The sequence below is a fragment of the Pseudomonas sp. P105 genome, from assembly GCF_032614175.1.
GTDB classification, from domain to species: Bacteria; Pseudomonadota; Gammaproteobacteria; order Pseudomonadales; family Pseudomonadaceae; genus Aquipseudomonas; species Aquipseudomonas rhizophila.
This window is the reverse complement of sequence record NZ_CP126693.1, coordinates 487,668-501,136: the sequence shown is the minus strand read 5'-3', so window position 1 is coordinate 501,136 and position 13,469 is coordinate 487,668. Positions and strand designations below refer to the sequence as shown.

General features: G+C 64.1%; 14 protein-coding genes. All 14 read left to right on the top strand.

All coding sequences use genetic code 11. The features are described from left to right. Positions 1-150: 150 nt before the first annotated feature. Positions 151-870 carry a beta-ketoacyl synthase chain length factor gene (locus QOM08_RS02165; protein ID WP_316912504.1) on the top strand — a complete coding sequence of 240 codons (720 nt, stop codon included), beginning with the start codon at positions 151-153 and terminating at the stop codon, positions 868-870. Further along, complete coding sequence (locus QOM08_RS02160) at positions 846-1,655, top strand: lysophospholipid acyltransferase family protein (protein WP_047225936.1); 810 nt, start codon at positions 846-848, stop codon at positions 1,653-1,655. Before QOM08_RS02165 ends, QOM08_RS02160 begins: the two co-directional genes overlap by 25 nt. Then, positions 1,636-1,896: a phosphopantetheine-binding protein gene (locus QOM08_RS02155; RefSeq protein ID WP_047225937.1), complete on the top strand. Its 261-nt coding sequence runs from the start codon at positions 1,636-1,638 to the stop codon at positions 1,894-1,896. The genes QOM08_RS02160 and QOM08_RS02155 overlap by 20 nt, the downstream gene beginning before the upstream one ends. A gap of 9 nt (positions 1,897-1,905) precedes the next feature. Beyond that, positions 1,906-2,160: an acyl carrier protein gene (locus tag QOM08_RS02150; protein ID WP_030140951.1), complete on the top strand. Its 255-nt coding sequence runs from the start codon at positions 1,906-1,908 to the stop codon at positions 2,158-2,160. After that, positions 2,157-2,702 carry a membrane protein gene (locus QOM08_RS02145; RefSeq protein WP_047225938.1) on the top strand — a complete coding sequence of 182 codons (546 nt, stop codon included), beginning with the start codon at positions 2,157-2,159 and terminating at the stop codon, positions 2,700-2,702. The genes QOM08_RS02150 and QOM08_RS02145 overlap by 4 nt, the downstream gene beginning before the upstream one ends. Beyond that, positions 2,699-4,378: an AMP-binding protein gene (locus QOM08_RS02140; RefSeq protein WP_188252185.1), complete on the top strand. Its 1,680-nt coding sequence runs from the start codon at positions 2,699-2,701 to the stop codon at positions 4,376-4,378. Before QOM08_RS02145 ends, QOM08_RS02140 begins: the two co-directional genes overlap by 4 nt. A gap of 161 nt (positions 4,379-4,539) precedes the next feature. After that, positions 4,540-5,274: a glycosyltransferase family 2 protein gene (locus tag QOM08_RS02135; RefSeq protein ID WP_316912503.1), complete on the top strand. Its 735-nt coding sequence runs from the start codon at positions 4,540-4,542 to the stop codon at positions 5,272-5,274. After that, complete coding sequence (locus QOM08_RS02130) at positions 5,271-6,215, top strand: glycosyl transferase (RefSeq protein WP_047225941.1); 945 nt, start codon at positions 5,271-5,273, stop codon at positions 6,213-6,215. Before QOM08_RS02135 ends, QOM08_RS02130 begins: the two co-directional genes overlap by 4 nt. Continuing rightward, positions 6,196-7,740 (top strand): histidine ammonia-lyase, encoded by a 1,545-nt coding sequence (hutH, locus tag QOM08_RS02125; RefSeq protein ID WP_047225942.1) that lies wholly within the window; start codon positions 6,196-6,198, stop codon positions 7,738-7,740. The genes QOM08_RS02130 and hutH overlap by 20 nt, the downstream gene beginning before the upstream one ends. After that, positions 7,733-8,158, top strand: a complete 426-nt coding sequence (locus tag QOM08_RS02120; RefSeq protein WP_076382963.1) for an acyl-CoA thioesterase — start codon at positions 7,733-7,735, stop codon at positions 8,156-8,158. The genes hutH and QOM08_RS02120 overlap by 8 nt, the downstream gene beginning before the upstream one ends. Next, positions 8,155-8,748: an outer membrane lipoprotein carrier protein LolA gene (locus QOM08_RS02115; protein ID WP_316912502.1), complete on the top strand. Its 594-nt coding sequence runs from the start codon at positions 8,155-8,157 to the stop codon at positions 8,746-8,748. Before QOM08_RS02120 ends, QOM08_RS02115 begins: the two co-directional genes overlap by 4 nt. Next, positions 8,732-11,071, top strand: coding sequence for a hypothetical protein (locus QOM08_RS02110; RefSeq protein WP_316912501.1), 2,340 nt, complete (start codon positions 8,732-8,734; stop codon positions 11,069-11,071). The genes QOM08_RS02115 and QOM08_RS02110 overlap by 17 nt, the downstream gene beginning before the upstream one ends. Positions 11,072-11,079: 8 nt before the next feature. Beyond that, the gene (locus QOM08_RS02105) at positions 11,080-12,225 is read left to right on the top strand and encodes a sodium:proton antiporter (protein ID WP_371515919.1); all 1,146 of its coding nucleotides are present in this window, start codon (positions 11,080-11,082) and stop codon (positions 12,223-12,225) included. Next, entirely contained in the window at positions 12,212-13,459 is a 1,248-nt protein-coding gene (locus QOM08_RS02100) for an NAD(P)/FAD-dependent oxidoreductase (RefSeq protein WP_139048620.1), read from the top strand. Before QOM08_RS02105 ends, QOM08_RS02100 begins: the two co-directional genes overlap by 14 nt. Positions 13,460-13,469 lie beyond the last annotated feature (10 nt).

The following is a 13,469-nucleotide window of genomic DNA, read 5'->3' as shown; positions in this document are numbered from 1 at the left end:
ATTTCGCTGAGCAAAATGTAACCAGCATTTGCTACAAGCCAACCGCACCCGGATAATGCGCGCCACTTGGGTCGCAAGACCATGCAGGGTTGGACGCGGGTCAAACCACTGAACCGTGACAATAAAAGCCCGCAGGGGTGGGGTGTATTTGTGATCAATTTCAACATCGCCCAATGGCGCGCGTGGGCCCCTGGGCTCGAAAGCGTGGACGACTGGCAGGCATGGAGCCGACAGCCGGTCGTGTTGCCCGCCAGCGATGCCGCCCCTGACGTTTCGTTTCTGCCGGCCATGCAGCGCCGTCGCCTCAGTCGCCTGGCGCGGATGGCCTTCAGCGTGGGCTGGCCGCTGGCCGAAGGCCGGTCGAACCTGCCGTTGGTCTTTATTTCCCGTCACGGTGAAACCCCGCGTACTTTTGAGATTCTCAAGGACCTGGCAGCCAACCAACCGTTATCGCCGACTCAATTCAGCCTGTCGGTGCATAACGCCGTGATCGGCCTGTGGTCGATCCTGCGCGGCGAAACCAGCGAAATGACCGCCCTGGCGGCCACGGGCGACGGGCTGGAACACGGGATCCTGGAAGCCGTTGCGCTGCTGAACGAGGGAGCGGAGGCGGTGTTGCTGGTGATCACCGAAGAGCAGCCGCCCCAGGTCTACGCTCCCTGGGTCAACGATGTGCCCTTCCCCTACGCAGTGGGCTTGCTGTTGACTCCAGGCGACGATTGGCAACTGGACCTGTCCTCCCAGACCGATCAAAGGCCTGTCAGCGACTGGCCCCATGCCCTGGGTTTGTTGCGTACGCTGCTGAACAACCTATCCACCTGCCAACATGCCTGGAAGAATCGTGTATGGACCTGGCAACGCAACCGGTGAACGGTAAACATCGCGACGCCTACTACTGGCGCCTGATCGCGACTGCGGCAAGCTTCGTCCTGTTCGGGCTGGGCGGGCTGTGCCTGCGATTGCTGGTGTTTCCACTGCTGGCCTGGCTGCCCGGCGACGCCCAGGCCCACCGCCTGCGAGCCCGCCGTACCGTGGGGCGATTGTTCTGGTTCTTTATCCGTTTCATGGCCCGCACCGGCGTGCTCACCTACCAGATCGACGGCGCGGAGAAACTCGGTCGCCCCGGGCAAATGATCATCGCCAACCATCCGTCGCTGATCGACGTGGTGTTCCTGATCGGCCTGGTGCGCGACGCCAACTGCGTGGTCAAGCAGAGCCTGTGGGAAAACCCCTTCACCCGCGGCCCGCTGCGTTCGACCCAATACATCAGCAACGACGGCAGCATGGACATGCTCGATGCCGCCAGCGACGCCCTGCAGGACGGCCAGAGTCTGATCGTGTTCCCCGAAGGCACCCGTACTCGGCCAGGCCAACCACCGGCCTTTCATCGGGGCGCAGCGGCCATCGCGCTGCGAGGTGCGAAAATCCTCACTCCGGTGACCATCAAGGTCAGCCCCACCACTTTGACCAAGGCCGAACCCTGGTATCGCATCCCTCAGCGCCGCGTGCACTTCAGTTTCCACGTGGGGGCCGATATAGATCCACAGGCGTTCGCCGCGCTCGGCCCTGCGCCGCAGGCTTCGCGCAGGCTCAACGATTTTCTGCATCACTATTACATCAAGGAGCTCGCCGAAGATGAGCGATCTGCACCATGACATCAAACAGCTGATCATCGACGCCCTCGGCCTGGAGGACATCAGCACCGACGATATCGGCGACCATCAGACCCTGTTCGGCGAAGGCCTGGGCCTGGACTCGGTGGATGCCCTGGAGCTGGGCCTGGCGATCCAGAGGGAGTACGGGATCAAGATCGATGCCGACGCCAAGGACACCCGCAACCATTTCAGCAATGTGGCAAGCCTTGCGGCCTTCGTCACTGCAAATCGCGTAGCCTGAGACCGGACCATGCAAACTCGTGACGACATTTTCAATACCCTGCGCGATGCTCTGGTCGAGCTTTTCGAGCTGGACCCTGAGCGCGTAACGCTGGAGTCGAACCTGTATCAGGACCTGGAAATTGACAGCATCGACGCGGTCGACCTGATCGACCACATCAAGCGCCAGACCGGCAAGAAGATCGCCGCCGAAGAGTTCAAGTCGGTGCGCACCGTCAACGACGTGGTCGAGGCGGTCTATCGACTGGTTCAACCGGCCGCATGACCCGGCTGATTGGCCTCGGCCTGCTGCTGGTGGGCCTGTTGTACCCCTTTGCGGTGTATTTCGGCATGGAGCATTTCGCCCCATGGCAGTTCGGCCTGCTGCTGGGTAGCCTGTGGCTGGCCCGGGCATTGCTCGGTAAAAGCGGGCCCGGCAGCCGCTGGATGGCGGTTACGGCAATTGCCTTCAGTGTTTTGCTCGCGCTGTTCGACAGCCCGCTCCTGCTGCGCTGGTATCCGGTGCTGATCAGCGCCTTCATGCTCGGGCTGTTCGCCCTGAGTCTGAAATACGGTCCGCCGATGGTCGAGCGCCTGGCGCGCCTGCGCGAACCGCAGCTACCGGCCAACGCGGTGGTGTATACCCGCCAGGTCACGGTGGTCTGGAGTGTGTTTTTCCTGTGTAACGGCTTGCTCGCCGCCGCCCTCACCCTCTGGGCGCCGCTGAGCTGGTGGATGTTGTACACCGGCCTGATTTCCTACGGATTGATGGGGCTGCTGTTTGCCATTGAATGGCTTATACGACAACGGGTAAGAGGCCGCCCATGAATTGGATAACACTTGAGCAGATGTTGCTCAGAGCCCAGCCGGACCGTGCTGTGGCCGTCGACCCGGCGCTGAGCCACTCGCAACTGCGGGACGCGGCGCTGGGCCTGGCCGCCGGTCTGCAGGCCCGCGGCGTACGGCGCATAGCGGTGCACCTGGAAGACGCCGCCGACCTGGCGGTGGCCCTGCTCGGTGCCTGGCGCGCCGGGGCCAGCGTCCTGCTCCCGGCCGACCTGCAAGCCCAGACCCGCCAGCGCTGGTCGGCGGACGTCGACCTGTGGTTGACCGATCAACCCACGGACATCCGTCTCGACGACCTGCGACAAGCCCCCCTTGAGGCCACTGAACTGGACCTCGATCAGTGCTGGCTGAGCCTGTGCACCTCCGGGTCAAGCGGCGAGCCCAAGCGCATCGAGAAAAATCTGCGTCAGTTGAGCAACGAAGTCCAGGCCCTGGAACAATTGTGGGGCACCGACCTGGGCCCGGCCTGCGTGATCGGCAGCGTCGCCACCCAGCACATCTATGGCCTGCTGTTTCGGGTGCTGTGGCCGCTGTGTGCCGGGCGTACATTCGTGCGCCGGCAACTGGCTTTTCCCGAAGACCTGCAACGCGCCAGCCGTCAGTACCCGGCTTTTGCCTGGGTCGCCAGCCCGGCCTTGCTCAAGCGCATGGGCGATAACCTCGACTGGCCAGCCTTGAGCTGCGTACGCCGGGTATTCTCCTCCGGTGGTGCCTTGCCGACCGAGGCCGCCCAAAGCCTGCACCAGCGGCTGGGGCAATGGCCGACGGAAATCTTTGGCAGTTCGGAAACCGGCGGCATCGCCTGGCGTCAGGGCGCAGGCTTATGGCAGCCCTTCGCCGACGTAAAGCTGAGCCAGGACAGTGACGGCGCCTTGCTGATCGCCTCGCCTTATCTGCCGGCCGGCCATGTGGAACACACCGCCGACGCGGCGCGGATCGCCGGGGATGGACGCTTCGAACTGCTCGGGCGGCTGGATCGCATCGTCAAGCTTGAAGAGAAACGCATCTCCCTGCCCATGCTGGAACAGGCGTTGATGGCCCACGACTGGGTCAGCGAAGCCCGACTGGGGGTGGTCCAGGAAAACCGCGCCTCCCTCGGGGCGCTGCTGGTGCTGAGCGAAAGCGGCCTGCACGCCTTGCGCAACCTGGGTCGACGCGCCGTGACCGAGGCCTTGCGCCGTCACTTGAGCGAACACTGCGAAACCCTCGCCTTGCCTCGGCGCTGGCGCTGGCTGCGGCAGTTGCCGCTCAACGCCCAAGGCAAGCTGCCCCAGGCCGAAGTCGAAGCCCTGCTGATGGCTGCGCGCCCCAAAGCCCCGCAAGTGCTCGAACAGGTCGAAACCGACGGGCAATGGAGCCTGCAACTGCTGGTGCCCCCGGACCTGGCGTATTTCAGCGGCCACTTTCCCACCGCACCGGTCCTCCCCGGCGTGGTGCAGGTCGACTGGGCCTTGAGCCTGGGCCGACAACTGATGGACCTGCCGCCGCGGTTCGTCGGCATGGAAGTGCTGAAGTTCCAGCAACTGATGCGCCCCGGCGATGAAATCCAACTGCACCTGCGTTTCGACCGCGAGCGCGGCAAGCTGTACTTCGCTTATCGCAATGACACGGCGGCCTGCTCGAGTGGGCGGATTGTCCTGGGGGTGGCCGATGATTGATTGCACCGCCCTCCTGTGGCGAGGGAGCTTGCTCCCGCTGGGCTGCGAAGCAGCCCCAAGCTTTTCAAATCGCCGGGCGAGTGCTGCGCACTCGAGCGGGAGCAAGCTCCCTCGCCACAATAAGCACCCTGTTCACAATGGATCGGCGGAAGGCGCAAACCATGCATAACCCCTGCGCCGTCATCCCGGTCTACAACCACGAAACCGCCGTCGCGACCGTGGTGCAAGCGCTGCTCGCCAACGGCTTGCCCTGCGTGCTGGTGGACGACGCCAGCAGCCCGGCCTGCGCGGCGGTATTGGAGCGGCTGGCCGAGGGCGAGCAGGTTCATCTGGTCAGGCTGGCGGTCAATCAAGGCAAGGGCGGCGCGGTGATGACCGGTCTGCGGGAAGCGTCGCGCCTGGGCTTCAGCCACGCCCTGCAGGTCGATGCCGACGGGCAACACGATCTTGGCGACGTAAGGAACTTCATCGAGCAATCCCGCGCTCACCCGGAGGCGGTGATCTGCGGTTATCCCCAATACGATGAGAGCGTGCCCAAAGGCCGCTTGTATGCACGCTACCTGACGCATGTCATGGTCTGGATCAACAGCCTGTCCCTGCAAATCCGCGACTCGATGTGCGGGTTTCGGGTCTACCCCTTGCCACCGGTCCTGACGCTGATCGATTCGACGAACATTGGCAAGCGCATGGATTTCGACTCCGACATCCTGGTGCGCCTGGCCTGGCGCAATCAACCGATGCGCTGGTTGCGTACCCGGGTTCACTACCCCTTGGACGGGGTTTCGCACTTTCGCCTGTTCCACGACAACGTACTGATTTCCAGCATGCACACCCGGTTGTTCTTCGGCATGCTGGTGCGCTCCCCCCTGATTCTCTGGCGACGGTGGCGAACATGAGCCTTGAGACAGACAAGCAGCACTGGGCCGACCGCCAGGAGCGCGGCAGTTTCTGGCTGATGAAACTCACCGCGTTCGCCGCCAAGGTGTTGGGCCGCCGCTTATTGAGCCCGCTGCTCTACGGCATCGTCCTGTACTTCTTCATTTTCGGCCGCAGCGCCCGGCAGGCAGCCTGGCAATACCAACAGCGCCTGGCCGACTGGAGCGGCCGCACCGAGCTGCGCCCAAGCCATTGGCGAGTGTTCGGGCAGTTCATGGCGTTTGCCGACTCCCTGCTGGACAAGCTCGACGTCTGGAACGGCAAGCTGAGCCTGGAACAGATCGAAATCGTCGATCCGGCATTGCTGCGCAATCACTTGCGCGACGGCCGTGGGCAGATGCTGGTGGGCGCACACCTGGGCAACCTGGAAATGTGCCGGGCCCTGGCCGAGCTGGGCGAGAAAGTGACCATGAACGTGCTGGTGCACACCAAGCACGCCGAACAGTTCAATCGTTTGCTGGGGGAAGCCGGCGCCACGCATCTGCGGCTGATCCAGGTCAGCGAGCTGGACCCGGTGATCATGCTGCAACTGAGCGAACGCCTGGAACGCGGCGAGTGGCTGGCGATAGCCGGCGACCGCATACCGCTGCACGGCGCACGCACTGTGACCGTGGACTTCATGGGTCGCCCGGCGGCATTTCCCCAAGGGCCCTGGCTGCTGGCCGGGCTGCTCAAATGCCCGATCAACCTGCTGATGTGCCTCAAGCACGAGGGACGCTATCGGGTCACCCTCGAACCCTTCGCCGAGGCCGTGGTGTGGAAACGCAGCGACCGCGAGCAGGTCATCACCCATTGGGCCGGCCTCTACGCCCAGCGCCTGGCGCACTATTGCCTCCAGGCACCGCAACAGTGGTTCAACTTTTACCCTTTCTGGAAGACCGATGACGATGCCCACTCTTGAGCCGGTAACCTTCGGCGAACGCCCCTTGCGCATCGAGGACGTACTGGCCCTGGCCAATCGTCAGGTGCAGACGCGGTTGCAGGATGATCCGGCATTCCGCCAGCGCATCGCCAAGGGTGCGCAATTCCTCGACTCTTTGCTGGACAAGGAAGGCGTGATCTACGGCGTGACCACCGGTTACGGCGACTCCTGCGTGGTGGCCGTGCCGTTGCACCACGTCGAGGCCCTGCCCCGTCACTTGTATACGTTCCACGGTTGCGGCCTGGGCAAACTGCTGGACCCGCAGGCCACCCGCGCCGTGCTGGCCGCGCGTTTGCAGTCGCTGTGCCACGGCGTGTCCGGGGTGCGCGTGGAACTGCTGGAGCGGCTCCAGGCCTTTCTCGAACATGACATCCTGCCGCTGATTCCGGAAGAAGGCTCGGTGGGCGCCAGCGGGGACCTGACGCCGCTGTCCTACGTCGCCGCCACCCTCTCCGGCGAGCGGGAAGTGATGTTCGCTGGCGAACGCCGCCTGGCCGCCGACGTGCACCGCGAACTCGGTTGGACTCCGTTGGTGCTGCGGCCCAAGGAAGCCCTCGCGCTGATGAACGGCACCGCCGTGATGACCGGCCTGGCCTGCCTGGCCTTCGCCCGCGCCGACTACCTGTTGCAACTGGCAACCCGCATCACCGCGCTGAACGTGGTCGCGCTGCAAGGCAACCCGGAGCACTTCGACGAGCGCCTGTTCGCCGCCAAGCCGCATCCGGGGCAAATGCAAGTGGCCGCGTGGCTGCGCAAGGACCTGGCGATCGACGCCCCCACCGCGCCGCTGCATCGCCTGCAGGATCGCTACTCCCTGCGCTGCGCTCCCCACGTGCTCGGCGTGCTGGCCGACAGTCTGAACTGGTTGCGTTCATTCATCGAAATCGAGCTCAACAGCGCCAACGACAACCCGATCATCGACGCCGAAGCCGAGCGCGTACTGCACGGCGGGCATTTCTACGGCGGGCATATCGCCTTTGCCATGGACAGCCTCAAGAACCTGGTGGCCAACGTCGCCGATCTGCTGGACCGCCAGCTCGCGCTATTGGTCGACGAACGCTACAACCACGGCTTGCCGAGCAACCTGTCCGGCGCCAGCGCCGAGCGAGCGATGCTCAACCATGGCTTCAAGGCGGTGCAGATCGGCACCAGCGCCTGGACCGCCGAAGCCTTGAAAAACACCATGCCGGCCAGCGTGTTCTCGCGCTCCACCGAATGCCACAACCAGGACAAAGTGAGCATGGGCACCATCGCTGCCCGGGATGCGATCCGCGTGCTGGAACTGACCGAACAAGTGGCCGCCGCGACGCTGCTGGCCGCCAACCAGGGCGTGTGGCTGCGCAGCCGTGCCGAAGATGCCCGACCGCTGCCGCCGGCCTTGGCCGACATGCACGAACAACTGGCCGTGGATTTCCCGCCAGTCATCGAGGATCGCGCTCTGGAAGGCGAATTGCGCCTGTGCCTGCAACGCATTGCTGAACAACACTGGAGGCTGCATGCGTAGCCAAGGGGTGTTGCACGTCGAAACGCAGATCGTGGTGCCGTTTTTCGATGTCGATTCGATGAACGTGGTCTGGCACGGTCATTACGTCAAGTACCTGGAAGTGGCCCGCTGCGCCTTGCTCGACCTGATCGGCCACAACTACAACGACATGCTCGCATCCGGCTATGCGTGGCCGGTGATCGACCTGCAACTGCGCTACGTGCGCAGCGCCGTGTTCGGTCAGACCCTGACCGTGCGCGCCAGCCTGGTGGAATGGGAGAACCGCCTGAAGATCAATTACCTGATCAGCGACGCAGCCACGGGTGAGCGCCTGACCCGCGCCAGCTCGGTGCAAGTGGCGGTGGACGTCGCGAGTCGCGAAATGCTGCTGGCCTCGCCGCGGGTCTTTGTCCAAGCCGTCGAGAGGAAACTACCGTGAAGCGCCTGTTCATCTGGCTGCTGCTGTGGGGCCTGGCGCCCTTTGCCCAGGCGTTCGACTTGCAACAGTTGAGCGAACAACTGGCGCGCCCGGACGTGATCCACGGCCAGTTCATCCAGGAAAAGCACCTGCGCGCCCTGCCCCAGCCCCTCACCAGCAAGGGCCGTTTCGTATTGGCAAAAAACCATGGCCTGCTGTGGCTGCTGCAAACCCCGCTGCAGCAGGATTACCGCATCACCCCCCAGGGAATCGCCCGGCGCGATGGCGGCACCTGGCAGACACTGCCGAACAAGAGTGCCGGCGCCGAACAGAATCGGTTGTTCCTTGCGGTGTTACAGGGCGACAGCAGCGGCCTGCAACGGGACTTCGACCTCAGTCTGTCGGGCCAACCGCAGCAGTGGAAGCTCACCTTGACCCCGCGCTCGGTGCTGCTCAAACAAATCTTCAACCAGATCAACATCGATGGCGGCGAACTGGTGCAGCGTATCGAACTGCTGGAAACCCAGGGTGACCGTACCGTGCTGCGCATGCAAAACAGCACCAGCGCGAAAGCCTTGAGCGAAGCGGAGCAACATGACTTTGCCGAGTGAACACAAGCTGCCGCGACTGTTCCTGATTCTGCTGTTGGCGGTGATGGCGCTGGCCGGTTGGCAGTGGCGCAATGGCGCGCCGCTGTCGGCCAACCTCATGGAGCTGGTGCCCGGTACCGCTCCTGATGCGCTTGAACTCATCGCCGAACAACGCATGCAAGAACCCCTCAACCGCGAGGTGCTACTACTGGTCGGGCACACCGAGCGCCAACAGGCGATCGCTTTGGCGCAAACCCTTGGCGAGCAATGGCAAGCCAGCGGTTTGTTCGACAAGGTCCAGTGGACGTTGCAGGCCGACCTGCCGGCCTTGCGCGCGCAATTGCTCAAGGGGCGGCTGGCAATGCTCTCGGCCGCGGATCGGCAACAACTGATCGATCAGCCCCAGGCCTTCATCCAGCAACGGGTGCAGGCGCTCTTCGATCCGTTCAGCGGCTTCAGCCTGGTGCCGAGCCAGGACGACTGGCTGGGCCTGACCGGGCGCATCCAGAACAGCCAGCCCCAACGCGGTGCGATACAGCTGGACGTGGGCAGCGGCGCGCTGATTGCCGAAGCCGACGGCAAAAACTGGGTGATGCTGCGGGCCCGCACCCATGGCAACGCTTTCGACATGGACCTGCCGCTGCAAGTGGCCGACCTGCTGCAACGCAGCCGTGATCAGGCGGGCCTGGCCCAAGGGCAATTGCTGGCGGCCAGTGGCCTGCTGTACGCCGCCAGTGGCCAACAACAGGCTTCGCGGGAAATCACCTGGGTGGGCGGCGGGGCGACAATCGGCATTTTGCTGTTGCTGTTGCTGGCCTTCCGACGCTTGCGAGCGTGGCTGGCATTCGTGCCGGTACTGGTGGGTATCCTGTTCGGCACGGTGGCCTGCGTGGCGCTGTTCGGTCGCATGCATGTCATGACCCTGGTGCTGGGTTCCAGCCTGATCGGTGTGGCGGTGGATTACCCGCTGCACTACCTGTCCAAAAGCTGGAGCCTCAAACCGTGGCGCAGTTGGTCGGCCCTGCGCCTGACCCTGCCGGGACTGAGCCTGAGCCTGGCGACCACCTGCATCGGCTACCTGGCCCTGGCCTGGACGCCGTTCCCGGCCCTGACCCAGATCGCGATCTTTTCCGCCGCCGGTTTGATCGGTGCTTACCTGACAGCGGTTTGTCTCTTGCCGGCACTGCTCAAGGGCGTGGACTTACACCCGGCCCAGTGGCCGCTGCGGCTGTGCGAACACCTGCTCAGGGCGCGCGAAGCGTTGCTGGCGCGGGTGCGAACACCGGTCTTGTTGGGGCTCTTGCTGATCTTCTGCGCCGGCGGCCTCTGGCAACTGACCACGAAAAACGACATTCGCCAATGGATCGGCACGCCTGAGCAGTTGACCGACGAAGCCCAGGCCATCGCCCGTATCACCGGCTTCCAACCCACCAGCCAATTCTTCCTGATCCGCGCCGATAATCAGTCACACCTGCTGGAACGTCAAACGGTGCTCAACGAGCGGCTGGAGCAGTTGATTGGCCTGGAGAAGCTTGAGGGCTACCTGTCGCTGAACCAACTGGTCAGCCCGCCCGCCGAACAGCAGAAAGTGCGTGACGCCCTGGCCCGGTTGCCGGCGTTCTGGCAACCGCTGCTGGACCTGGGAGTGCCGGTCGCCGCACTGCAAGCCGAACTGACGCAATTGCAGGCCTTGCCGGTGACCGACATCGATACCGCACTGGCCGGCCCCCTGGCCGAACCGTACCGCACACTCTGGCTCGGCCCGACGGCGGAGGGCGTGGCGGCGGTGGTCAGCCTGCAAGGCTTGAATGATGCAGCGCTGCTCAGGGTGCAGACGCTGGATCTGCCCGGCGTACAACTGGTCGATCGTCTGGGGGACCTGAACCGGGTCTTTGCCGCCACGCAAGTCAGCGCCGCCGAATTGAAACTGGCCTCCTGCGTGCTCATCTTGCTGTTATTGACCTGGCCGTTCGGTGTCGGCGGCGCCCTTCGCGTCGTCGCCCTGCCGTTGTTGGCGGCGCTGTGCAGCCTGGCGAGCCTCGGCTGGCTGGGCCAGCCACTGACCCTGTTCGGCCTGTTCGGTCTGTTGCTGGTCACCGCCATCGGTGTCGATTACGCGATCCTGATGCGCGAACAGATAGGCGGCGCCGCGGTGAGCCTGCTGGGCACCCTGCTGGCGGCAGTCACCACCTGGTTGTCGTTCGGCCTGTTGGCAGTTTCCAGCACGCCAGCGGTGAGCAACTTCGGCCTGGCGGTCAGCCTGGGGCTGGCCTTCAGTTTCATGCTGGCGCCGTGGGCCGGGCATCAGACCCGCGCGGCAGCGGTTACGGAGCCGGCCCAGTGATCATCCTGATGTTCTGGCTCATGGCCCTGGGGCTGTTCGCGGTGGCGACAGTCATCGGCCGTCGCTTCGGGCTGATCCCGATTGTCAGCCAATTGCTGTTGGCGACGCTTGGCCTGCCGTTGCTGATGTACTTCTGGATCGAACCAGGCTGGCAGCTCAACGGCGCGCAACTGGTGGCGCCGGTGTGGCTGAGCAATCTCTACAGCCTCGCCTTCGCCCTGTTGCTGGGGCACATCCTCAGCGACGTGATCGACCTGCGGCTGGACCGCCAGAGCGTGAAAGTCGCCCTGCCCAGCTTCGGCGTTCCATTCGCCTGCGGTTTGGCGACCGCGCTCTGGCTGCTGCCGCCCCAGCCCTGGATCAGTTCCCTGGCGGTGGGGCTGCTGTTTGCGATCACCGCCATCCCGGTGCTGTACCTGTACCTGCGTCACATCGACTACCCGCCCGCCGCCACACGGCGCCTGGTGCAAACCGCGATTCTGATCGACTTGATCTGCTGGAGCCTGTTCGCCCTGGCCCAAGGCAGCCTGCACCTGGCCAGCCTTTTGCTGCCGTTGGCCGGTGCCTGTGTGCCGCTGCTGTTGCGACTGCTTGGCCTGCGCCAGCCGCTGCTGCACAGCGGGATCTTTTTCGCCTTGCTGGTGGTGGCCGAACACTACCGGCTCAACGCGCTGATTGTCGGCATCGGCTATCTGCTGTGCATGGCCGCGCTCAAGGTGCCGCTGGTGTTGCCGCTCAACACGAACTGGATGCAAGGTTTGCAGACCTACCTGGCGATCCCGCTGATCCTCACCTTCGGCATCGTGCAGATCAACGTCCACAGCGCCCTGAGTCGCCTCGACTGGCTCCAGATCGGCGCATTGCTGCTGTTACCCATCGCCAGCAAACTGCTGGGCAACTGGCTGGGACTGGGCTGGGCCGGGGCCTCGTTCCCGGGCGCCAGTCGCTGGCGCGAAAGTGTCTTGCTGAATATTCGCGGCTTGAGTGAAATCGTGTTCCTCAACCTGCTGCTACAACAACAGCTCATCAGCCCGGCGGTGTACTTTGCGCTGATGCTGATGGGCCTGATCGCGACATTGCTGCCGGCCCTGGCCGGCTTCCACCGTATTCCCTCGATTGCCGTCCCGGCCAGGAGCTCCAGTGCCAACAGTTGAAATGGAACGTCGACAGGTCGTCGTCATCGGCGCAGGTCCCTCTGGCGCTATCGCCGCCGCGCTGCTCAAACGCAAGGGCCACGATGTGCTAGTCATCGAGCGCCAGCATTTCCCACGGTTTTCCATCGGCGAAAGCCTGTTGTCCCATTGCCTGGACTTCGTCGAAGAGGCCGGCATGCTCGACGCGGTGAATGCCGCCGGGTTTCAGCGCAAGAATGGCGCGGCGTTCGCCTGGGGCGAGCGCTACAGCGCCTTCGATTTCGGCGATACCTTCAGCAAAGGCAAGCCCACCACCTTCCAAGTGCAGCGCGCCGACTTCGACAAGCTGCTGGCCGATCAGGCGGCGTTGCAAGGTGTCGAGATCCGTTATGGACAGGCCATCACCGGCGCCGACTTCTCACTTGCCAAACCACAACTGGGCGTCCAGCGCGAAGACGGCAGCGCGTATCTCGTCGAGGCCGATTTCGTCCTCGACGCCAGCGGCTATGGCCGGGTCTTGCCACGCCTGCTGGACCTTGAGGCGCCCTCGAACTTTCCGCTGCGCCAGGCGGTGTTCACCCACATCGAAGATTGCATCGATGCCCCAACCTTCGACCGCGAAAAAATCCTTATCACCACTCACCCGACCCAACGCGATGTGTGGTTCTGGACCATCCCGTTCAGCGACGGGCGCTGTTCAGTCGGCGTGGTCGCGGCGGCGGAGCATTTCGCCGGTCGCACTGACGATCTTGACGCTTGCCTGCGCGGCTTCATCGACGAAACACCAAGCCTGGCCGGTGTACTCAGCAACGCGATATGGGACACCCCGGCGCGAACCATCGGCGGCTACTCGGCCAATGTCAAAACGCTGCATGGCCCAGGCTTCGCCCTGCTGGGCAACGCCGCGGAATTCCTCGACCCGGTGTTCTCTTCCGGCGTGACCATCGCCATGCGCTCGGCCAGCATGGCCGCTGGGGTGCTGCATCGGCAGTTGCAAGGAGAAAGCGTGGACTGGCAAAGCGAATTCGCCGAGCCACTCAAACGTGGCGTCGACACCTTCCGCTGCTACGTCGAGGGCTGGTACGCCGGCACCTTCCAGGACGTGATTTTCTACACCGACGGCTCGCCAGACATTCGCCGCATGATCAGCGCGATCCTGGCCGGTTATGCCTGGGATGAGCGCAATCCGTTCGTCAGCGAGCCCAAGCGGCGCCTGCGCATGCTGTCGGAAATCTGTGCGAGCCCGGCACCATGAGAAAGCAGCC

What these genes read in the sequence shown, in the direction of transcription:
- QOM08_RS02135 (WP_316912503.1), top strand. Translation starts at nt 4,540, where the DNA reads ATGCATAACCCCTGCGCCGTCATCCCGGTCTACAACCACGAAACCGCC.
- QOM08_RS02155 (WP_047225937.1), top strand. Translation starts at nt 1,636, where the DNA reads ATGAGCGATCTGCACCATGACATCAAACAGCTGATCATCGACGCCCTC.
- QOM08_RS02105 (WP_371515919.1), top strand. Translation starts at nt 11,080, where the DNA reads ATGTTCTGGCTCATGGCCCTGGGGCTGTTCGCGGTGGCGACAGTCATC.
- QOM08_RS02140 (WP_188252185.1), top strand. Translation starts at nt 2,699, where the DNA reads ATGAATTGGATAACACTTGAGCAGATGTTGCTCAGAGCCCAGCCGGAC.
- hutH (WP_047225942.1), top strand. Translation starts at nt 6,196, where the DNA reads ATGACGATGCCCACTCTTGAGCCGGTAACCTTCGGCGAACGCCCCTTG.
- QOM08_RS02145 (WP_047225938.1), top strand. Translation starts at nt 2,157, where the DNA reads ATGACCCGGCTGATTGGCCTCGGCCTGCTGCTGGTGGGCCTGTTGTAC.
- QOM08_RS02160 (WP_047225936.1), top strand. Translation starts at nt 846, where the DNA reads ATGGACCTGGCAACGCAACCGGTGAACGGTAAACATCGCGACGCCTAC.
- QOM08_RS02130 (WP_047225941.1), top strand. Translation starts at nt 5,271, where the DNA reads ATGAGCCTTGAGACAGACAAGCAGCACTGGGCCGACCGCCAGGAGCGC.
- QOM08_RS02120 (WP_076382963.1), top strand. Translation starts at nt 7,733, where the DNA reads ATGCGTAGCCAAGGGGTGTTGCACGTCGAAACGCAGATCGTGGTGCCG.
- QOM08_RS02150 (WP_030140951.1), top strand. Translation starts at nt 1,906, where the DNA reads ATGCAAACTCGTGACGACATTTTCAATACCCTGCGCGATGCTCTGGTC.
- QOM08_RS02110 (WP_316912501.1), top strand. Translation starts at nt 8,732, where the DNA reads ATGACTTTGCCGAGTGAACACAAGCTGCCGCGACTGTTCCTGATTCTG.